General features: G+C 62.5%; 16 protein-coding genes and 1 tRNA gene. 7 read left to right on the forward strand and 10 right to left on the reverse strand.

From position 1 onward, the window contains the following. Positions 1-321 precede the first annotated feature (321 nt). Positions 322-540 carry a hypothetical protein gene (locus SH292x_RS10005; RefSeq protein WP_442485465.1) on the forward strand — a complete coding sequence of 73 codons (219 nt, stop codon included), beginning with the start codon at positions 322-324 and terminating at the stop codon, positions 538-540. Between the two features lie 121 nt (positions 541-661). On the opposite strand, the gene SH292x_RS10010 is transcribed toward SH292x_RS10005, so the two are convergent. The 7 genes from SH292x_RS10010 to SH292x_RS10040 all read right to left on the reverse strand — a co-directional run bounded on the left by SH292x_RS10010 (position 662) and on the right by SH292x_RS10040 (position 10179). After that, entirely contained in the window at positions 662-3499 is a 2838-nt protein-coding gene (locus SH292x_RS10010) for an Hsp70 family protein (protein WP_442485466.1), read from the reverse strand. Between the two features lie 12 nt (positions 3500-3511). Continuing rightward, on the reverse strand, positions 3512-4858 hold the full coding sequence (locus tag SH292x_RS10015) for a vitamin K epoxide reductase family protein (RefSeq protein WP_442485467.1): 1347 nt from the start codon (positions 4856-4858) through the stop codon (positions 3512-3514). A 96-nt stretch (positions 4859-4954) separates the two neighbouring features. After that, entirely contained in the window at positions 4955-6442 is a 1488-nt protein-coding gene (locus SH292x_RS10020) for an MlaD family protein (RefSeq protein WP_442485468.1), read from the reverse strand. Then, positions 6443-7066, reverse strand: coding sequence for a paraquat-inducible protein A (locus SH292x_RS10025; protein WP_442485469.1), 624 nt, complete (start codon positions 7064-7066; stop codon positions 6443-6445). Then, on the reverse strand, positions 7063-7329 hold the full coding sequence (locus tag SH292x_RS10030) for a hypothetical protein (RefSeq protein WP_442485470.1): 267 nt from the start codon (positions 7327-7329) through the stop codon (positions 7063-7065). The genes SH292x_RS10025 and SH292x_RS10030 overlap by 4 nt, the downstream gene beginning before the upstream one ends. 15 nt (positions 7330-7344) lie before the next feature. Next, positions 7345-8916 (reverse strand): glutamate--tRNA ligase, encoded by a 1572-nt coding sequence (gene gltX / locus SH292x_RS10035; RefSeq protein ID WP_442485471.1) that lies wholly within the window; start codon positions 8914-8916, stop codon positions 7345-7347. 147 nt (positions 8917-9063) lie between these two features. After that, positions 9064-10179, reverse strand: a complete 1116-nt coding sequence (locus SH292x_RS10040; RefSeq protein WP_442485472.1) for a hypothetical protein — start codon at positions 10177-10179, stop codon at positions 9064-9066. Positions 10180-10574: 395 nt separating this feature from the next. Between SH292x_RS10040 and SH292x_RS10045 the strand changes: the two genes are divergently transcribed. The 4 genes from SH292x_RS10045 (at position 10575) to SH292x_RS10060 (ending at position 16106) form a co-directional block, all read left to right on the forward strand. Continuing rightward, positions 10575-12905: a diguanylate cyclase domain-containing protein gene (locus SH292x_RS10045; RefSeq protein WP_442485473.1), complete on the forward strand. Its 2331-nt coding sequence runs from the start codon at positions 10575-10577 to the stop codon at positions 12903-12905. A 41-nt stretch (positions 12906-12946) separates the two neighbouring features. Beyond that, entirely contained in the window at positions 12947-13204 is a 258-nt protein-coding gene (locus tag SH292x_RS10050) for a hypothetical protein (RefSeq protein WP_442485474.1), read from the forward strand. Positions 13205-14039: 835 nt separating this feature from the next. Next, entirely contained in the window at positions 14040-14651 is a 612-nt protein-coding gene (locus tag SH292x_RS10055; protein ID WP_442485475.1) for a superoxide dismutase, read from the forward strand. Positions 14652-14978: 327 nt separating this feature from the next. Continuing rightward, complete coding sequence (locus tag SH292x_RS10060; protein WP_442485476.1) at positions 14979-16106, forward strand: hypothetical protein; 1128 nt, start codon at positions 14979-14981, stop codon at positions 16104-16106. 138 nt (positions 16107-16244) lie between these two features. On the opposite strand, the gene SH292x_RS10065 is transcribed toward SH292x_RS10060, so the two are convergent. The 3 genes from SH292x_RS10065 to SH292x_RS10075 all read right to left on the reverse strand — a co-directional run bounded on the left by SH292x_RS10065 (position 16245) and on the right by SH292x_RS10075 (position 18052). After that, positions 16245-16568, reverse strand: a complete 324-nt coding sequence (locus SH292x_RS10065; protein WP_442485477.1) for a DUF6793 family protein — start codon at positions 16566-16568, stop codon at positions 16245-16247. A 311-nt stretch (positions 16569-16879) separates the two neighbouring features. Next, complete coding sequence (locus tag SH292x_RS10070) at positions 16880-17830, reverse strand: GGDEF domain-containing protein (protein ID WP_442485478.1); 951 nt, start codon at positions 17828-17830, stop codon at positions 16880-16882. 54 nt (positions 17831-17884) lie between these two features. Next, entirely contained in the window at positions 17885-18052 is a 168-nt protein-coding gene (locus tag SH292x_RS10075; protein ID WP_442485479.1) for a hypothetical protein, read from the reverse strand. A 326-nt stretch (positions 18053-18378) separates the two neighbouring features. Here SH292x_RS10075 and SH292x_RS10080 point away from each other — a divergent pair. Together SH292x_RS10080 and hemQ are read left to right on the forward strand one after the other, a co-directional pair. After that, positions 18379-18452 (forward strand) — tRNA-Asp (locus SH292x_RS10080). A gap of 115 nt (positions 18453-18567) precedes the next feature. Next, positions 18568-19410 (forward strand): hydrogen peroxide-dependent heme synthase, encoded by an 843-nt coding sequence (hemQ, locus tag SH292x_RS10085; protein WP_442485480.1) that lies wholly within the window; start codon positions 18568-18570, stop codon positions 19408-19410. The last annotated feature ends 58 nt before the right edge of the window (positions 19411-19468 follow it).

Genomic DNA, 19468 nt, shown 5'->3' on the forward strand with positions numbered 1-19468 from the left:
GTTGGTTTCAAGGTTCCTACTCACTACGGGATGAGATAAAGTGTTATTGGTGCAGTACGGCAATAGGTAGCTGGCTTTCACCAATCGACGTTGGCTTCAACACCACGCGACCCGGCGCGATCATCGAAGCGAAAGCATTACAGAGAGGCCCACTTTATGACAGAAAATCCGTATGGATCGAGCGCGCAGGCACCACCTTTGCAAAGGCCAACCTCTGGCTCCTTCGAACGGCGCGATCCGTTTCCTTACTACGTACCGATCACACAGTTCGCAATTAGAATCTTGGGAGTTTACGCTTTTGCCGTCGGTAGCTCCTTCGCCGTGGCAAACTTGGCAGAGCTGGGACTCGCACGATATACGTCCGGTTACGACAACCAGTTCTATGGCGACCTTGTTGGCAACGTCGGGTATGCACTCTTCGGACTTTACTGCTTGATTAGCGGGCGGTGGATCATTGAGACGGTGTTCTTGCCATCTGGAACAGGAGCGGAGCTTGAGAGCGCTAAGTTGTCCGATGACGAATTGCTTCCTAAGGAATGAGGATTCGGATCGTCTACAATTGCGTTGAGTAATTCCAAATAGACGCTCGAGGCCGTCGCCAGCGAGATCCTTCAGCCCGCGAGGCTTCCCTCAGGATGACATAATCGCTACACCCTAGCCACTACACCAACCGCAAACCCACCGGCAGCGACTCGCCAAACACCTGGCTGCGTTCTTCTTCATCGAGCGTGCCGCCGGTGCGGACGAGTTCCATTAAGTGATGCGGGGCGTTCTTTCGCTCGAGCCACGTGGCGACTTGGTCGCGTTTTGATTGCTCCAGGTCGCGGTGGCGGTCGCCGGTGGTGCGGGCGAGTTGCATCGCGACCAGCGGGGCGATTGGTTCGTCCTCGGCGAGGTCCATCACCGCGCTGGCCCATTTGCTCGCACTGGTCGACGGCACCAGCGTGTTCAAAGGGCCGTACACGGGGGCTCGCTGGCCTAGGCGACCGAGGGTCCAGAGCATGGCGCTGCGGACCCCTTCGAGTTTTCGCTTGGGGAGGAGCTCGACGATCGCCGTGCCGAGTTCGGTCTTCACCGGCACCGGAAGTAGCTCCAGGGAACCCAGTAGCCGCCATACTTCGCCGCTTTGGGCGGGGTCGGTCGATGCGGAGCTGCTAGTGGCTTTGCCACCCGTGAAACGGCGATGGAGGGCCCGCGTGGCGGCGAGCAGTGGTTCGGCGATCGTGAGTTGCTGCCCCGTTGAGAGCCCGCCGGCGATGCGTCGCCACAGGATGAGCGACTCGGCTTGCGACGCTGGGAACGCCAGGCGGTTACGCACGGTTCGCCACGTCTCGGCGACGCGCCAATCGTCCACCGCGAAACCATAGCCGGGCCGGAGCGCGTAGCCGGTGAGGTTCAGCCAGCGGGCTTCGTGCTGGGGCGACTTCCGGCGACCCGACTCGTGCTCCATCAGCAGTTCCCACTGGCGACGTAGCAGCGATGTGGGCCATGCGTGTCGGTCGCTGCCGATGGCTTCGGCCAGTTCGCCGACGAGCTTGGAGGGTTTTGCCTTCGCGGTTTCGCCAAACACGCTCGCTATCACCGCGCGGCACGCCTCGATCGTGTCGTCGCCGACAATGCCCTCGCCTTCGGCCTGCGACTCGTGGGCGGCGAGGTCGGTTTGCGTGGTGCTGCGGATGTCGAACTGGAGTCGCCAACTGCGATTCGAGTTCGTATCGCGCAAAGCCCCTTCCCTTAAGGATAGCTCGAGTGAACCGATTTCTGACAGGTGAGCGTGCAGCCGCGCGTCGATGGTCGACGACTCGCGCTTGCGTCCCGCATCGAGTACCGTGCGAATGGGTGGCAAAGCAGAGAGTTCCACCGGGTCGACCTCGATCACCGTTCCCGGCGCGTCGGTCAGGCGTGTGCTGGAGACGTAGAGCGGAAACTCGACGGGCTCCGCGAGCGTGAGCTGGAACGAGTTGGGGAGCTCGAAGTCCTGCCCTGCCGCGGCGCTACCGGGGGCGAGGCAAACGGCTTTCGCTGCCGTGCCGCTCTGATGACCTCCGACGCCCACGTAGTAGCTGCGGGCGAGCGTTGCTGTGATGCCCACGCCTTCGCCTCGGCGGACCATGCCGTAGTACGCCGCACCGCGAGCCACCGCGAGGTCGAGGCGGGCGTGGTCGAGCACCAATGGCTTCCAGTTTGCGCTCGCGGTGCTAAACCAACTGGCGAGCACCTCAAGTAGACGGTCGCGCAGCACCGGCGATGCGAAGAAGCCACCGTTAAAGAGCACGATGTCGGGGCGAGCGGGATCGTGAACGTCGGCCGCAGCCTCATCTCCGGTTAGGCGATGGGCTTCGAGGAACGTAGCGAGGTAACGCGTGATGCCGGCGTCCGCGGCGTAGGGCAAGCCAAAATCTTGAAAGCCCGATTGCCGACGCGTGGGTCGCTCGGTGAGCGGAACGCGCGGCAGGAAGCCCTCGACCAGCACCTGCTCGGCCTCGGCGCGGGTGACTTCGACTTGCATCGACCCGCCGATGAGTTTCGAAGTTTTCGAAGGGAGATTCAGCGTCATCGACGCGGGGGCATCGGTGCCGAGTAGCGTTTCTTTCGCGCGGCGGGCCATGCGGACCAGCACGTCCCATTGCTCGGCGGGAAGCGTGCCATCGCCGGCGAGTCGCTGCTCGACGTGGCGCGCGAGGGCGAGGTCGAGATTGTCGCCGCCGAGGATCAAGTGTTCGCCAACGGCGACGCGATGGAACTCGACGTCCCCTTCGCGCTCGCTCGCGCGGACTCGGATCAGCGTAAAGTCGGACGTGCCACCACCGATGTCGCACACCAGAATCTTCTGACCCGGCGAAACTTGCTCGCGCCAGGTGTCGGCGTGGCGATCGACCCAGGCGTAGAACGCGGCCTGCGGTTCCTCGATGAGCATCACGCGTGGGAGGCTAGCCAGTTTCGCCGCGGTGATCGTGAGCTCGCGGGCCACCTCGTCGAACGACGCGGGGAGCGTGATCACCACGTCCTGCTCGGCGAGCGGAAACTTTGGGAATGCTTGGTGCCACGCATCGCGAAGGTGTCCCAGGTACCGCGAGGTGACGACCACCGGCGAAAGGCGTTCGACGTCGTCGTCCCCCTGCCACGGCAAGAGGTCGGCGGTGCGATCGACACCGGCGTGACACAGCCAGCTCTTCGCCGAGGCGATCATGCGACCCGGCTTCGACGTCCCCTCGTCACGAGCCAGCACACCAACGGCGTTATTTGGTTTCTCAGCAGTCCAAGGTAGCCCGAGCGCGCCGGCGGCCGCTTCGCTCGCGGTGCCTTGGTAGTGGAACGACGGCAGCGTCTCGCGGGGCTCGACTTGAAACGGCGCGACGAGCTGCGGGATCGGCAGCACTCCCACCTGCCACTTCGGCGCTTCGGTGTCGACGAAGGCGAGCGCGGAGTTCGTCGTGCCGAGGTCGATCCCCACGACGTAGCGGCTTTCTGGCGGTCGATCGTCCTGATCGTGCGGCACGGCGAGATCTCGCTATTGGGGCTGGTCGGCGGCCGGGGCGACGCCGAGTTTGTCTTCGAGCAGTTTGAACACTTCCGCGGAGCCCTTGCCCGCACCGCTGACGGCGCTTTCGGGGAACAACAGCAAAGGCAGGCCCGACTTGAGCGTATGCCAATCGTCCGACTGGCGGCGCAAGCGGTCGGTGATCTGCTTCTTGAGTTTATTGTCGAGCAGCAGTTGGTCGCCGGCGATTTGCATGGCACGCTGTTTGGCTTCTCCCAGCGAAGGAGCTTGGCGGCCCTGCATTAACCAATTGTGATACTCGGGAAACTTCTCCGGCGCAAGCTGCCACACGCCGATCGCGAGGCGGGCGTACTCGCAGGCCTCTTTGCGGCCGCGCTTGCCGGGTGGAAGGTGGTCGTTGCAGTCGGCGCTCAGCGGAACGTGGTACAACACCACGGCGAGCTGGTCGCCGTAGCGTTCGCGCGCCGCCGCGAGATGCGGATGCAATTGCCGGCAGTGCGAGCAAGTGTAATCGAGCATCTCGGTGACCACGTACGTGGCGTCGGGATTACCCAGCATTGGCATCGCGTAGGTGTCGAGCGGCGACGCCAGGGCGGCGAAGTTGAGCAAACGCTCGGGCTTGGAGGGCGCGGCGGGGGCCTTCTCCTCTTGGTCATCGGAGCCCTCGGCCATGAAGTCGGGGGCCTTGGAGGGTTTTTCCTCCACGGGAGGTTTGGCTCGTGTTACGTGCTGCAGGTCGATCTCCTGCATCGGCTTCGACATGTCCGATGGAATCGCGAGTTGAACGCCGACGAGCACCGCAACGACAACTACTCCAGCGACGATTCCGAAGAGGGAGGAGAGCGACGACCCGGAGTCGCCGCGCGAGCCAACGAAGCTTGGGACGCTGGCAGATGAAGTCACACGCGTCCAACTACGAGCATCGGCTGCAGCGACGAAGTACAGTGCGACGGTCATCGCACCAATCGCCAAGCCGCAGGCGTGGGTGATTAGGCAATAGAGGCAGAGCCCTTCGAGGTCGAAGAACTGCAATCCCGTGAACCAGATGCCCGCACCGACGGCCGAGGTCACCAGGGCGATGAGCACGCTCATGCTCGCGCTGCGGGGATTCATCGCCGCGGGCCAGACCATCGCGGCGATGGCCAGATACACCAAGCCTCCGATAATCGCGACTGGCACGCCGAGCCAGTGCGACCAACTGCTGGCGAGCGCACCGTCGCAGTCGAACGACTCGAACGTACAGCCGGCCATCTTGCCGGGGCGAATCGACTCGTACGCTAGGTACGACGACACCCCCACCGCGACCAGCGCGGCGAGCAGAATGAGCGAGGCGAGCAATTTGGTGGTGCGGGACATGGCGCGGCGGAGCGGCTGTGGGGCAAAACACTATTCTACCACATGCCGGGCGGATGCTCTTGACCCCGCTGGCTGCTAATTCGCCCGCCGAAAGCGTCAATTGGCGGCGGGTATCGGAACGACCGTAGGTCCGGCCGAAGTGACAATCAATTGGCCAAGGACCGACCCATCCACGGCCGCAACGACGGCCGCCCCCTGCCAATCGTCGAAATCGTCGTCATCGGCTTCGATCCGCCAGCCTTCGCTCGACGCCGAGAGCGATGTCCGCGACAACGAATGGATCACGTGGCTGGAACCTTCGGTCCCGCCCACACTTCGAGCCAAGCAGCAGTCTTCCGGCTCTGCAGCGCGGCGGAGTTTACTCTCGGGAATCGAGTAGGCCGGCGGGATCTTCGTCTCGACCACGCACTCCGCCATGCCGGCGGCAAGCGTGCGAAACTTAGTCGTCGCGAGTAACTCGGCAAGCGGACCCTCGGCCCCCGGCGCGAAGATCGCCAGTTGCCAACTGTCGGCGATCGCCGACTCGGGAACCTCGACCCCTTCCGCGGGCGCGATAAGCCTCAGCTGTTTGTCACCTCGAACGAGCACGGCGTTCACATCGGCCGTCCGCGTTTGCGTGAACCCAAGATACTTCTGCTTCCAGGTGGCGCGGATGGTGACCGTGGGCGGTAGTGGAAACTCGATGAGGCTAATGGTCGATGCGTCGCTGGTCCAATCGCTGTCTTCTTTAGGTGCCAGCGCAAAAACATGCCCGGCGCGGATCGGGTAAGCGTCGGGCTTGGCGGGCGTAATGAACGAGATACCGCCGCGTGCGATGGCGGTGAGCGAGTCGGTGCGCAGGCGAATGCCGGTGAGTCCGGCGTCGATATCGAGTCCGCTGGTGACCCAGAACTTGGAGTTGGCCCTGACGAGATTCTGATACGACGAATCGATTCGCACGCGCACGTCGACGTAACGCGAATCGCTCGCAATGTCGACGCTCAGCACTTGGCCCACATCGACGCCTCGCCAAGTGACGGGCGCATTCGGCGAAAGGCCAAAACCTTGATCGCCGCGCAGCACGATCTCAAGCCCGGAACTGTAGGCGTCGCCCGCGGGTGGAGCCGGCAGGCCTTCGAACGCCGTTTGCCGTTTGCCGTCCAGCGCACCAGGGCGAACCGCGATGTACTTGCTGCCGAGCGCCGTTTCGAGGCCTCGCACTTCGGTGAGACTGAGCTGCGGGCGGACAATCCAGAACTCGGTTCCTTCGCGGGCGAGTGCGTCGGCCCCTTCGAGCAGCGTCACACCAACCTCCACGTTTTCGAGGTCCTTCGATAAATCTACACGTTCGACGTGACCGACTTCGATGCCACGGTGCCGCACGAAATCGCCGACGGCGAGGCCGTGCCCTTCGGGGAACTGGATGGTGATCCGCGGTCCGTGGCTTTCCATGGATCGCCAGACCAAGAACGCGGCGATGGCGAGCGCGGCGGCCGTTGCCCACCACATGCGCGACGCTCCGAGCACGCGGCGTGGTTCGAGTCGCGCAACGGGAAACTCCGTGCCGATCACCGTGTCGTTCGCGGTTATCTTATTCGAATCCATTTACCGGCATTCTCCCTCAGTCACTTCTTCATCGTCCCAAATCGAGTGGGGGTCGAACGACAACGACGCCACCATGCTCATTGCCACGCACGCCACAAACGCCACCACCGCGGGCCCCAGATGAAACTCGACCATGTCGCCCACCTTTACCATCATCACCAGGAAGGCGAGCAGCATCACGTCCATCATGCTCCACCGGCCCAGGTGCTCCATCAGCCGCAGCGTCCACGCCTTGTGCCGGCGATGCAGTAGTTCGAGCAGACTGATTTCTAAGAGCAGGATGATCTTCGCCAGCGGAAACACAATTGAGAACACCAGCACCACCAGCCCCACGAACCAGCTGCCGTGCGCGAACAGGTCGAAGATGCCACCGAGGATGCTTGCCTTGTGGGTGTGCCCGAGTTGCTCGATCTCTAGCACTGGCAATAGCACCGCTGGCCAGAACAACACAAACGCCGCGAGCGCAGCCGCCGCCGTGCGACTGGCGGATTGTTGCCGGCTGGCGTGCGTGACGAACCGACTACCGCACCGCGTGCAGACGGCTTGCTCGCCAGATGGAATGACGGGCAATTGGTGTATGAGCCCGCAGCAGTGGCAAGCTTGGAAGGATTGGACGGCGTTCATCCTGGCCCCACGGTGCGAAACACGTCAACGACCCACCATTCAATATACCAGCCGAGCGGACGGAACTTCACCCAGGCAAATAGGGGATAGTAAACCCACATGACTTGGCACCAGCGATCGTCGTGCGTGGTTTCACGAAGCCAGAACGCGAGGCCCAGCACCGGCCCGCTACTGAGCACGTAGACGACAACGAGCATCGCCACACTAACGAGCCATCGAAGCGACCAGTGCCGAGCGCGAAGATGGCGAGCGGGCGAGACCATCGTGGGTCCCACGGGTTACGGAGTATTTACCAGCGCCAGCGCCCGGCCAATGCGAGCCAGCACGCGGTCGCGTCCCAGGATGGCGAGGGTCTCGAACATGCCGAAGCCGACCCCCTTACCGGTCACCGCGACGCGGAGGGCGTGGATGATTTGGCCAATCTTGATTTCCTGCTGTTCGACGAAGTCGTGCAGCAGCTTTTCAAGCGAGGCGGCGTCGAACGATTCGGCGGCGGACAGTTGATCGCGAAACGCCATCAAGAGCGGCACCGCGTCGTCGGCCGAGGCCAGGCGTTTTTCGAACGCCTTCTCGTCGAACATCAACTCGTCGTCGGGCGTGAAGAAGTCGTCGAACTCCAGCACGTCGCCAAACACCGTGATGCGGTCGCCAGCCGCCTCGACGATGGCCGTGACGTACTCGCCCATCTCGCACGGCGTCGGATCGGCGATCATGCCGGCTCGCTGGAGAAACTCAATCGACCGTGCGACCTTCTGCTTGATCGGCAGCGCGTTCATCGCCCGCTGCTGAAACGCCATGAGCTTCTGGGCGTCGAAGCTGGCGGGAGCCTTGTTGACTCGCTCCAGCGAGAAGTGCTTGATCATCTCTTCGCGCGTGAACTCTTCGGTCGAGTCGTCGAGCGACCAGCCAAGGAGCACCAGGTAATTGAGAATCGCGTCGGGAAGGAAGCCAATCTGCTCGTAGAAGTCGACAATCACCGGATTGAACGTCTCGGCAGTCGTCGTCAGCCCCAGTCGCTTGGCGATCTGCTCGCCACGGGCGTTGAGCGCCGCGAAGTCGCGGTTCTTCAAGTACTTGTCGAGCTTCCGCTTGCTCAGCTTGTTCTTGCTCCCTGGTTCGGCGACGTACGGCAAATGGGCGAACGCCGGCAACGGGTAACCAAGCTGCTGGGCAATGAACACCTGCCGGGGTGTGTTGGGCAGGTGTTCCTCGGCCCGGACCACGTGGGTGATCTTGAAGTCGTAGTCGTCGACTACGGTCGCCAAATGGTACAAGCAGGTGCCGTCGGGACGCTGAACCACGTGGTCCTGCTCGTTGGCCCATTCGAACTTCACGGTGCCACGCACAAGGTCGTTCAGCTCCAGCGTTCCTTCGGTCGGCATCTTGAGCCGGACCACGCCATCGCGTCCTTCGGCCCGGAATGCCGCAGCCTCGGCGTCCGTTTCCGCCATCCACTTACGGCTGTAGCGGTACGGCACACCGGCGGCTTGCGCGGCCTCGCGCTCGGCGGCCAGTTCGTCGGGCGTCGCAAAGTCGCGGTACGCGGCACCACGTTTCAAGAGTTCGGCGACCGCTTCTGTGTAGCGTTCGCCACGCTGCGACTGAAAGTACGGTGCATACGGCCCGCCGACCTCGGGGCCTTCGTCCCACTGCAGTCCAAGCCAGTGGAAGCCGTGCAGGATCGGGGCGAGCGCGGCGTCGACGTTGCGTTCCTGGTCGGTGTCGTCGATGCGCAATAGGAACTGACCGCCGGCGTTACGCGAAACCAGCCAGTTGAACAGCGCCGTACGAACGCCCCCAATGTGTAAATAACCGGTGGGACTGGGGGCAAAACGGGTGCGGACGGACATGACGGCCTGAAGACGATCAGCGGGGTGGGAAGGCTAAGGAGGGACGAAACCTGCGACCTTAGTCTACCCGATTTTCGCCGGAGTTCGTAGATAGCCCACAGCCGATCGGGCGACACAGGTCGCCCGATCGGGGGGGGGGAACTCAGTTTACGCGGCCCAGCGTTCGGCCTTTTGTTGCCGCTGCTTCTTGCGGTCGGCTTTCAGCTTGTTGCGGCTAGGAGATTCATCGTCGTAGTCTTCGTCGTAGCCATCGCTGCCATCGGTCCAGCGAGATCCGGACTCGCTTTCCGTCTTCGCAGCACGAGCAACCTTTTCTTTCCGCTGACGGCGGGCAGTTGGGGGCTCTTCGTCTTCGGTCGACTCCGATTCTTCCGATGCCTTGGTGACAGCAGGAGGCGTCGTCTGGCGAGCGATCTTCACTTCAGCGGGACGGGCGACTTGAGGCTTCGTCGCAATGCCCGCGGCCACGTCGTGACGCAGGAACCGGGCGTAGGCCACCAGCGAAGCGGCTACCAAGCCGTAGCTAACCAATTGAGCCAGCGAGGCGACCACCTCGGCGACACCAACCAGCGGACCAACCGCGGCAATCACGCCAGTCACCGCCGAGGCGGCGAGCAGCGACATGGATAGCTTGCTGACTTTCACGTCCATCATCACCCGGAAGCCCACCCAGGCGAACACCAGACCGCCGATGGCGAGCCACCACTCCGCTCCACCTTGCATCATCTTCACCCCGGTGACGTTCGAAAGCGTCTCGCCGACGACAAGGTGTAAGTCGGTCGCGGAGTCGATACTCAGTAGCACGGCGACTACCATCGCGGTCCGCCAAAGGCTGTGTCGACCCTTGTAGTCGTCCACTCGCCGGCGACGCACCGCGTAGATCATCGCAGCCATGACAGCCACTGCCAGCATCGTCGTCGACGTCAGCCAGGCGGCCAGCGAATTGGAGCTGGTTGCGTCGAGCAGCGCTAGCGTCCGCGCGCCAGTCGCCGAACTCACCGCGGCACGCTGCAGATGCAGTACCGCGAGACCACCGACCACCGCAACGCTTCCCGCCGCCACAGCGACGGGAGCGAAAACATGGTTAGGGAAATGACGCTTCGCTAGCGCGCCACCGAGGCTGCCGGCGGAAAGCGCATAACGACGACCTTCGCCGCTAACGGGTTCGTGATCGTCGGGCGAGTAGGCTCCGGCTTCGCGGGAGGCACTCAAAACTTCTTCTTGGAGAAGGCGACGACGACGTCCTTGTCGGGCACCGCTCATAAGGTTGGTTCCTGCTGGATTGCTGGGGGGAGCAAAATTCGAGAGGTTGCCGGGGCCCTGGGGTTGTCACTCGGTGACGAGGCGAAGCTTCCCGCTTCGCTCAAGGATCAAAGGGGGCCTACAGGCAATCGCGATCAATGACCTCCGAAAGGGTCGACAGCGCGACCCGTGTGTTGGTGGGCAACTTGGCCCCTATGCACTTCGACACAATCGCTACCACAGAATCAACTTGGTCTGGGGTAGGTCGGCCTGGCGCGGTCGCACCGGCGGGGCAAACTTTGACGCCTGCGAAGACTGTGCCAGCGAACGAAGCCAGTTCGACTTGCCCTCTTCGGTTCGCCACAGGTCGCGGTTTTCGCCCCGCACGTTCGTTGCCCGACCCCCACGCGTGACCTATGGTTTGGTGGAAAACTCTTGCCCCACGGGCGTGGGTCGTGGCGATTCGTGCGATCCCGGTCCCTGGAGCAGCCACGCTATATATTGCCCCTGCCGATCCCATGACCGAGCCCACGCCTATCCATCCGTTCGCCCCCGACCTGCCGCAGACCTCTGCGCCGCAGCCCGTGACAACGGATGCTAGCGATGCCGAGCGCGTCTCGCGCGAGCTCAGTCGCCTGGGCGAAGCCGCCACCGAAGACGGCTTGATGGAACCTGCCGAAACGCTGACAGGCAGAAAGTTTCAGAAACAATTGGTCAAGGCACGCCTCGGATCGGCCGCGGGACTGTTTACGGCGCTGCGATGCAAGCACCCAGCGACCGCCAGTCACAGCCTGCGGGTCGCACTGGTTTGCAGTGGTTGGGGTGCCGACCTCGAGCTGGCCGAAGAGGAACAGTCGACACTCGAAGTCGCCGCGCTGCTTCACGACGTTGGCAAGATTGGTGTCCCCGACGCCATTCTTAGCAAGCCGAACCGACTGCAACCCGAAGAAATAGCCACCATGGCCTGCAGCCGAGCGATGGCGGTCGAGATGCTCTCGGCGGCCGGCGCTCCGCAGTTGGTGCTCGATACCGTGCTGACGGCCAACGCCTGGTTTGACGGCTCAAACGGCGAACTCCCGCTCGTTGGCGAACAGATCCCGCTCGCCGCGCGGATGCTGGCGATCGCCGATGCCTTCGACTCCATGACCACCGACCACGTTTACCGCCGCGCCCGCTCGCGCGAACGAGCCATCGCCGAGTTGTTCGAGTGTTCGGCGCGGCAGTTCGATCCCAAACTTGTTCAGTCGTTCGCCGACCTCGTGACTCGTGATCAGCGCGTGCTGACCGATCAAGTCGCCAGTCGCTGGCTGACCGATCTCTCCACGGAATGGGCCGCACCGGGCGGTACAACTTCCATCATCCGTCCGGGGGATCGCCGCCAAGTTGGTTCGAATGCCCTGTTCGAACAAAAGCTGGTCAACACCATGCACGATGGCGTCGTGTTCGTCGACCACCTAAGGCAAGTGTTCCTCTGGAACACCGGTGCCGAGCGGCTGACGGGCATTGCTGGATCGGCCGTTTGCGGCCGCACGTTCGAACCTGGTTTGCTGCAGATGTCGAACGCCAAGGGCAGCTTGATCACCGACGCCGATTGCCCCATCGCCAAGAGCCTGCGAACTGGCATGCAGGTGCTCGAGCGCGTCGGTGTGCTCGGCCGCAGTGGTCGCCACGTCACCATCGACCTGCATGCAGTCCCTGTGCACGACGACTCGGGCAACCTTTGCGGTGCGACGCTACTGATGCACGACGCCTCGAGCGAGACCTCGCTCGAAGAGCGGTGCCAGGCGCTCCACTCGCAGATGACCAAAGATCCGATGACTCAGGTCGCCAACCGTGCCGAGTTCGACCGGATGCTTGCCCTCTTCATCGAGGCGCATCAGGAGACCGAGCTGACATGCAGCTTGATCATGTCGGATATCGATCACTTCAAGTCGATCAATGACACGTTCGGCCATCAAGCGGGCGACGAAGCAATCGTGACGTTCGCCACGCTGCTGAAGTCGATGTGCCGCTCGGGCGACCTCGTGGCGCGCTACGGCGGCGAAGAGTTCGCCGTGCTGTGTGCCGACTGCGACAACGCCACCGCCGCCGCTCGCGCCGATGCGATGCGCAAGAAGCTCGCCGAGACCGCGCACATCGAGCTCGCCAATCACACGGTGACCGCCAGTTTCGGCGTTACGGAACTGCAGGTGGGCGACACGCCCGAATCGATGTTGCGACGCGCGGACCGCGCCTTGCTTCAGGCCAAGGACCAGGGCCGCAACCAAGTGGTGCAATTGGGGAATGGCATGCCTGAAGAACAACCCAAACCAAGCTGGTTTAGCTTCCGACCCTGGTCGGGCGGAGCCCTGGTGGACACCAAGCTCTCGACCAACGTCCCCATCGAACTGGCCGTCGAGAAGCTGCGAGGCTTTATCTCCGATCGCGAGGCACGCATTCTCCGGGTGACCGAGAACGAGGTGGATCTAGAAGTTGCCGAGGCCGCCAACATGAAGCAAGGCGGTGCCCAGCCCGTGATCTACATCATCGAGATCACGTTTGGCCAAGAACGCCACGCCCGCACCAACTCTACTGGCCTCGCCGCGGGTGAGTACGTCCACACCGTAGCCGAAGTGAAGATCCGCCCCAAGCGCGAACGCGATCGCCGCCGAGGCCAAGTGGCCGAGCGGGCTCGCTTGCTCCTGGGGAGCCTGAAGTCGTACCTGATGGCTAAGGAAACCACGACCGACCCAGTCGCCGAGGTTTAACCTCCACCGGTCCCCTTCCCTCTCGAAGCACCCGCACGAACATGAACAGCACGCAACCCACCACGACGGCAACGCCCCTTCGCACCCGCACGCCCCTCGCGGCGGTGGTGGTCGATGAGGTGTTCGCCGATTTCGAGTTCCGAGTCGACTCGCCCGCGGAGGAATCGTCCACGACGAGCTTCGCCGCCGAGACCGAACAACTGATCGCCACAATCGGCCACCAACTCAAGTCGATCGAAGACCAAAAGAACCGGCTCGTCCGCCTAATGACCGACCTCGGCCTCGCCACAGATTTCTAAGGAACGCGAAGGTGGGGTGCACGAACTTTCGGCCGATTAGCGCCCAGCCATCTGGCAGATTCACCAAGGCCGACTGTCCGCGTGGGCAGCACAAGAGGCCTCGCCGTGTTCTATCAACGCCCCCAGCCGCGGAGCGGCGGCAGCGCATAGCCAGGGGCGCGAGCCCCTGGTTGGGTGTTCAACGCGTGATCGTTAGCCGCGGAGCGGCGACAGCGAACCCAAAGATGCGAGTGACCTTAAACGCATGTCTTTCTGAGGGGAGTAGCACGACCCGAAGAATCTCGTCCCTGTGAATACGTTCCCAATGGCGCAGGAGATCCTTCAGTCGCTAGGGCTCCCTCAGGATGACACAGGGGCAGCGCGCTCCGTTCGGAAGGACACAGAGACCACGTAGCATGGCCGCCCCGGCCGTGTCCAACATCGCACTCGCATAAATACACGGCCGAGGCAGCCATGCTACGTGCATGCGCTTGGCGTCTTTGCGCCTTAGGGTGAGAAAATCAAAACGCTCTGCCAACCAATCGCACCATGGAGAGGTAGGAAACAATCAACACGCTAAGCGCCGCACGCGGCGCGGAGCTTGATACGGCCTATTCCGGGGCGAAGTTTTATGCCAGATTCTCACCAGTTTGTGACCGTTACCCGACTCACCCGCCGCGTGGCGCTCATTGTCGCCGGGCGTGAACGGGGGTATGTTGGTGGGCGTGGGTGAGGCTCCAATGGCCTCACTCGGAACGCCGTTTGCACTTCGTGCGAACGCGGACCGCGCGGGCCTGTGCTTGCGCTCAAGGTGCGTGGACAATAAGTACTGACTCGAACACACGGAGGCCTTCCCATGGCTTATACGCTGCCCGCTCTCCCCTACCCCAACGACGCGCTCGAGCCCCACATCGACGCCAAGACGATGGAGATCCATCACGACAAGCACCACAATGCTTACGTGACAAAGCTCAACGAAGCCCTGGCCGGCACCAGCGTTCCGGATATGCCCATTGAAGAACTGTGTGCAAAGCTGGACAGTGTGCCCGAGAATGTCCGCACGGCAGTTCGCAACAATGGCGGTGGCCACGCCAACCACTCGATGTTCTGGCTGATCATGAGCCCCAAGGGTGGCGGCAAGCCGACCGGCGAACTCGCCGCGGCGATCGACGCCGAACTGGGTGGCTTCGAAAAGTTCAAGGAAACGTTCGCCAACGCCGCCGCCACGCGGTTCGGCAGCGGTTGGGCTTGGTTGTCGGTCGACGGTGGTAAGCTCAAGGTGGAAAGCACGCCGAACCAAGACAATCCTTACATGGAAGGCCGCACCCCGATCCTCGGCATCGACGTGTGGGAACACGCTTATTACCTGCACTACCAAAACCGCCGTCCTGATTACGTCACGGCTTTCTGGAACGTGATCGACTGGGACGCCGTTGGCAAGCGCTACGCTGCTGCTAAGGCCAAGTAGTTGATAGCACCGCGACCACGGTGGCAGCATTGAATGCATCGCCATCGCCGTTCGCGAAAATGATTCGCCGTTGACGGCATTTCGGTAACTCCTATAATCGCCGCGCGCCAGCATGCCTGGTGTCGCGGCGTTTTTTCTAGGCTGCATCAGAAAAAAGCTTGGAAAAAGGCGACAGAATTTAAGCATGCTGGCCGTGGGAACCGATCCCAACCAATGGACCACCCCAAGGTGAACGAAAGGTTCTGCTGGAGCTACGACGCGAAGGATCGCCAACGTAACTCCGCAACTTGTCCGCTCGCTCAACGCACTATCGAAGGCATGGAAGCCATGAAAACGATTCAGTATCCGCTACTTGCGGCTGCCATCGTGACGCTGCTAATCTCGACCGGCTGCAAGTCCACGGGCTCGCGGCTCGCCTGGATGAACCCGGCCAACATGTGGAAGAAGGACACGGCGGTTGCCGATGCCGATCTGACGCTTCCGTCGACCCAGTTCGCGGCGAGCAAGAATATCGCGGCACCGCTCGCGAGTGCCCCGCCCGCTACCACCAGTAAGCCGGCCACTTCGACCCCTGCCGCCCCGTCCACCACTTCGGTTGCCTCGGCGCCGAAGTCCGACTACTCGGTGTTCCCAGCGGCACCTCCGTCCTACGCTTCGCCAGCGACTGCAACCGCTGCGAGTTCGCCGGTTGCTCCCCAGTCGAGTCCCTACTCGACCAGCACAAGCCTCGCAGCCGCGACGGCAGCGCCGACCACTAATCCACCTGCGGCACCAGCCGCTGCGAGCGCGCCGACCAACCTTCTAACCACCGCGCCGTCGAACGATCGTTACTCGACACCGACGCTGTCGTCCATCGCGCCGCCCGCTGTGACTGGTGCGGTGGATCGTTATTCGCAAACCGCGAGCAACATGGCGACGGATGCGCAGAACAACCTGAGCCAAGCGACGACCAACTTGCAGGCCGCCGCCTCGTCGGCGTACAATAACGCTTCGAGCACCGTAGCTGCTGCCGCAGAGAACGTCGCGGCTGCCCCCGCCAATGTGGCGGCCAGCTTCGATCCATACGCACGCTATGGTGCCGGAGTTGCCGCGACTCCCGCGATCCCTCCGGTCTCCACGCCCACCGTGCCACCGATCTCGGCTGGCACTTCAGCGATTCCGGGCATGACGGCAGCGGTCAATAACACCATGTCATCGCTGCCCACCAGCAGCGCTCCGTCGCCCAGCGCGTTTACCATGCCCACGACGACACCACCTGCGCCCGCCTCTTCGGTGGCGAGCGTGAAGGTGCCGAGCGCACCGGGTGGTTATCGCCCCGGTGGCACCTCGACCTATCCCACGACGCAGGCTTCGGCGATCGACGTTGCCACGCGTCCCGCCGGCAGCGAGTCGACCACGTTGCCGCCGACTACCGTGCCGACACCTTCGAGGTATGGTACTCCTTCGTACCGCTAGGTGAGAGGATTCTCCGCTCGAGAAGCTCGGGCTCGGAGAGCCCTCCCACAGTTCTTCCAGGCATCAACGCAAACGGCCATCAGAAATCGCGATTGCTGATGGCCGTTTTGCTTTTGTGATGTGGATGCGAGGGATCGACTACCAGCCGAGCACCATGTTCGATTCGATGACCTTGCGGGCCTGTTCGAGATCGACGCCCGTTTCGTGCATGTAAAGGCGGATGGCGTGGACCTTGTCGCCGGCAGCCTTGCTCAGGCAGTCGCGGGCGGCGTGGCAGATGTCGACCTGTTCGGAGATGCCCAGAGCGCTCTTGGAGATCACCCAGGTATCACGTGGACGCTTCGTCATACGGATGACGCTTTCGGACGGATAGGCTTCGGAGACAACTCCGGTGGCCGAATCGGCGTCCGACGCCCACGTGATGATGATGTGGTTGTCAGTCTCGACTTCGAAAAGTGGCATGGGTCATTCCTTTCCAATTGCAGGGACGCTCGCACGTACCCTTATGTGAAAGCACTTGCCGATAGATGCTTCCGTGAGTGGCGAGCGACCGCGGTCCTTCGGGGCGATGCAAGGCTCCGCTGTGGAGCCCGGCGAGGCGACAGAAGAACCGTTCCGCCCGCCATCTGTAATGTAGGGCACCCACCCCCGGGGGTCAACAAACTACCCCCCGCTTGGTAAGCCTTTCGCCACGAAAACTGGCGCGTCGCTTCGAGCGAACGGCATGCCGTTCAAGGCCTAAGGAGTGGGACAAGGGATTAATTTCGTGTCGCTCACACCTCTGCCAACTCGATGTCCACTTCGGGCGTCGGCTGTGGCGATTCAATCGGCACATTGTCCATGTACAACGATTCGCCAGTGTGCAGAAACTGGCTGCTTCCACCCGCTGCTCGCGCGCTGTAAAGAGCCGAATCGGCTCGTGACAGCCACGATTGAGAGGTATCTGCAGGCATGGCCTCGGCGATGCCGCAGCCGGCCAGGATGCCCCGGTTCTTGAGCAACTGTTTCCGCAGCCGGGTACCAAAAACACGCGCTCCGGCCAACGTGGTCTTGGGCATCAGGATGGCGAACTCCACGCCGCCCAGTCGTGCAACGTAATCGTGACCGCGAACGCAGCGTTCGATCTCGCCTGCGATCCGCTTCACGAACTCACGATGCGCGTCGGTGCCAGGGACCGAGTCCAACGGCGGATCGACACTCACTAGCGCCACGCTCGCCGCGGCACCACCGCGAACGCGGTCGCCCAGGGCGAGTTCGAGTTGTTCTTCAAGCGCCGGCGTGTTGCCAAGGCCGGTGACGGGATCGGTGCGGCCCTCGGTGAAGTTCGACAGCACTTGCGACTGTTGGCGGAGCTCGTCATAAGCGTGCGACAACCGCGACGCCAGGCGAAGCGTTGGCATGATAATGTGTTCGGACTCGGTCGAAAGCAGTTCGAGCGCCGAGCGATGCTCGTGCGTCGCCGCCTCGGCCACCTTTTCTTTGAATCGGTCGACGTAGGTGCGATGCTCGGCGAGTTGCTGGCGGAGTTCTTCGATGGTGTCTTCGAGCTGTCGCGCGATTCGTGCCGCACGATGCAGTTCGCGGGGACCAACGGCATTGAGGCTGGCCTGGGGGATGTTGCTGGTGCTGCGGCCAAACAGGTAGCCGATTAGGGCCACGGCGGCCAAACCCATCGTGGCGGGAATGCCTACGAGAAAACCTGTTGCCCAATCGAAAACGTCCATCGAAGGCGAGTCCTATGCTTAAATCGGCCTTGTACTGAAATGGGCAGAGCTAACTTAGAAGTTGGCCTTGGCGCTGAATCCACGCATGCAGAGAAATCCGCACGCCGCGGCGACGCCGAGGACGACCACCCACTCCTCTCGCGACAACGAGTTGAACCAACCCCAGGTGTTGCCGACGGCGGAGTCGAAGTAGCTCATGACCGTGGTGTAAACAGCGTCCATCCAAGAAGCCCTCGTCAGTGAAGAGGTACCAGTGAAAAGGTATCTGATGCTGAAGTTTAGCCCGCGCAGCCCCAGGAGCCGGCGGGAAACAGAGCCCCAGGCTAGGAAATGGCCGGCCGCACAATCGGCGTCGGCGGTCCACCCGATACAGCCGGGAGCACCGCACATTTTAGGTCGTCTTGGGCCTGAACCTGGGGCCTCAAAAAAGAGTCCTAATTCCAGTCGTAGGGTACGATTGACGGTCCGGCGGTCCTCTGTCTAAAATGCCGGGCTCAGGTAGTGAGTGACGCGAAGACCGTGTCGCTCGCCTTCCTGCGAAACAACCTGGCGCGGTAGCTCAATTGGTTAGAGTACTGGACTGTCGATCCAGTGGTTGCGGGTTCGAGTCCCGTCCGCGTCGCTTTTTCCCTTGCAAGATCTGTAAGGGCTATTTCTGTTAGGGCCAGGCTCATCGGGCCGGGCTGGTTGGTCCGGCCGCTCTTGGCCCGTCCGCCCCTCGCCACGAGGTTCGCCCCATGTCCCGCCCCATGCCGTCCGAGTCTCCCGCCGTCGATCCCTTGCATCCGGCTGACGGAGGATGGCATTGCAGCCATTTCTACTACTCGTTCGATCGCGGCGTACTCGCATCGCTCGATTCCGAGACCTTGGAGCGAGGCCGGCAGGAGTTCGCCGAGGCGCTCGACCCCGCGGGCCCGGAGGCCCCCACGCGGTTGCAAACCACGATTGTAAGCGGCCATAAGGCGGATTTTGGCGTGATGATGATGGACGTCGATCCCCTGAAAATCGACGCGGTGCACCAGCGGCTCATGGCTTCGCCACTCGGCGTGGCGCTGCGGCCCGGGTACTCGTTCGTCTCGATGACCGAGATCAGCGAGTACGTCCCCAGCGTCGAGCAGTACGGCGACCGGCTGATCGAAGAGGGTGAAACCCGTGATTCACCCGCCTGGAATGCCAAGGTAAAGGCCTACGAAGGCCGTTTGGGGGCGATGAACCGCCAGCGGTTGACCCCAGAATTTCCCCCCTACCGGGCCACCTGCTTCTACCCGATGAACAAGAAGCGGAAGACGGGCGAGAATTGGTTTACGCTGTCCAAGGAGGAGCGAAACCGCATGATGAGCGAGCACGCCCGCAGCGGAATGGCGTTCGCCGGCAAGGTAAGCCAACTGATTACGGTCGGCCTGGGGCTCGACGACTGGGAGTGGGGCGTCACGCTGTGGGGGGCAAACCCGGAGTATTTGAAGGATATCGTGTACCAAATGCGGTTTGATGAAGCGAGTGCCCGGTACGCCGAGTTCGGCCCCTTTCTGGTGGGGTACGTAATTGATGCTTTTTCCCTAATGAAGCATTGCAGAGTCTGAGACTCTAAGTAAAATGAGTTGAGTAGGGGTAGCCGCACGTCCACAGGGCTGGCGCGGT

This window comes from Aeoliella fuhlenseeensis, assembly GCF_052161615.1.
Classification (GTDB): domain Bacteria; phylum Planctomycetota; class Planctomycetia; order Pirellulales; family Lacipirellulaceae; genus Aeoliella.

Excerpts from the sequence above, each read along its gene's own strand:
- SH292x_RS10015 (WP_442485467.1), bottom strand. The coding sequence starts at position 4,858 with ATGTCCCGCACCACCAAATTGCTCGCCTCGCTCATTCTGCTCGCCGCG.
- SH292x_RS10020 (WP_442485468.1), bottom strand. The coding sequence starts at position 6,442 with ATGGATTCGAATAAGATAACCGCGAACGACACGGTGATCGGCACGGAG.
- SH292x_RS10025 (WP_442485469.1), bottom strand. The coding sequence starts at position 7,066 with ATGAACGCCGTCCAATCCTTCCAAGCTTGCCACTGCTGCGGGCTCATA.
- SH292x_RS10030 (WP_442485470.1), bottom strand. The coding sequence starts at position 7,329 with ATGGTCTCGCCCGCTCGCCATCTTCGCGCTCGGCACTGGTCGCTTCGA.
- gltX (WP_442485471.1), bottom strand. The coding sequence starts at position 8,916 with ATGTCCGTCCGCACCCGTTTTGCCCCCAGTCCCACCGGTTATTTACAC.
- SH292x_RS10040 (WP_442485472.1), bottom strand. The coding sequence starts at position 10,179 with ATGAGCGGTGCCCGACAAGGACGTCGTCGTCGCCTTCTCCAAGAAGAA.
- SH292x_RS10045 (WP_442485473.1), top strand. The coding sequence starts at position 10,575 with ATGGTTTGGTGGAAAACTCTTGCCCCACGGGCGTGGGTCGTGGCGATT.
- SH292x_RS10050 (WP_442485474.1), top strand. The coding sequence starts at position 12,947 with ATGAACAGCACGCAACCCACCACGACGGCAACGCCCCTTCGCACCCGC.
- SH292x_RS10055 (WP_442485475.1), top strand. The coding sequence starts at position 14,040 with ATGGCTTATACGCTGCCCGCTCTCCCCTACCCCAACGACGCGCTCGAG.
- SH292x_RS10060 (WP_442485476.1), top strand. The coding sequence starts at position 14,979 with ATGAAAACGATTCAGTATCCGCTACTTGCGGCTGCCATCGTGACGCTG.
- SH292x_RS10065 (WP_442485477.1), bottom strand. The coding sequence starts at position 16,568 with ATGCCACTTTTCGAAGTCGAGACTGACAACCACATCATCATCACGTGG.
- SH292x_RS10070 (WP_442485478.1), bottom strand. The coding sequence starts at position 17,830 with ATGGACGTTTTCGATTGGGCAACAGGTTTTCTCGTAGGCATTCCCGCC.
- SH292x_RS10075 (WP_442485479.1), bottom strand. The coding sequence starts at position 18,052 with ATGGACGCTGTTTACACCACGGTCATGAGCTACTTCGACTCCGCCGTC.
- hemQ (WP_442485480.1), top strand. The coding sequence starts at position 18,568 with ATGTCCCGCCCCATGCCGTCCGAGTCTCCCGCCGTCGATCCCTTGCAT.